1 protein-coding gene is annotated in these 939 nt (G+C 69.6%); it reads left to right on the forward strand.

What is annotated here, in order from left to right; translation table 11 throughout:
- Positions 1-939 (forward strand): citrate synthase 2 (locus CH295_RS03590; protein ID WP_094739815.1); only part of this gene is annotated, 939 nt, incomplete at both ends.

Genomic DNA, 939 nt, shown 5'->3' on the forward strand with positions numbered 1-939 from the left:
CTCCGGTCTCGAAGGTGTCGTCGCGTTCACCTCCGACATCGCCGAACCCGACAAGGACGGTGGCGCACTGCGCTACCGCGGCGTCGACATCGAAGAACTCGTCGCCCAGAACGTCACCTTCGGTGACGTCTGGGCTCTGCTCGTCGATGGCGCATTCGGCCGCGGCCTGCCCCCGGCCGAGCCCTTCCCGCTGCCGATCCACACCGGTGACGTCCGCGTCGACGTCCAAGCCGGCCTGGCGATGCTCGCCCCCATCTGGGGCTACCAACCCCTGCTCGACATCGACGACACCACCGCCCGCGACAACCTCGCCCGCGCCTCGGTGATGGCCCTGTCCTACGTCGCCCAATCCGCCCGCGGCATCTACCAGCCCGCCGTCCCGCAGACCCGCATCGACCAAGCCGCGACCGTCACCGAACGATTCATGGTCCGCTGGAAAGGCGAACCCGACCCCGCTCACGTCGCTGCCATCGACGCCTACTGGGTCTCGGCCGCCGAACACGGCATGAACGCCTCGACGTTCACCGCCCGCGTCATCGCCTCCACCGGAGCCGACGTCGCCGCCTGCCTGTCCGGTGCCATCGGCGCGATGTCCGGGCCCCTGCACGGCGGCGCACCCGCCCGCGTCCTGCCGATGATCGAACAGGTCGAGAAGACCGGGGACGCGCGCGCGTTGATCACCGGCATCCTGGACCGCAAAGAAAAGCTCATGGGCTTCGGGCACCGCGTCTACCGCGCCGAGGACCCTCGCGCCCGCGTGCTGCGGGCTACTGCGAAGAGACTGAACGCCCCGCGCTACGAGGTCGCCGCCGCACTCGAACAAGCCGCGTTGACCGAACTGCGCGAACGCCGCCCCGATCGCGCCATCGAGACCAACGTCGAATTCTGGGCCGCGGTGATCCTCGACTTCGCCGAGGTGCCCGCGCACATGATGCCCGC

It is taken from the genome of Rhodococcus sp. 14-2483-1-2 (genome assembly GCF_002259405.1).
Classification (GTDB): Bacteria; Actinomycetota; Actinomycetes; order Mycobacteriales; family Mycobacteriaceae; genus Rhodococcoides.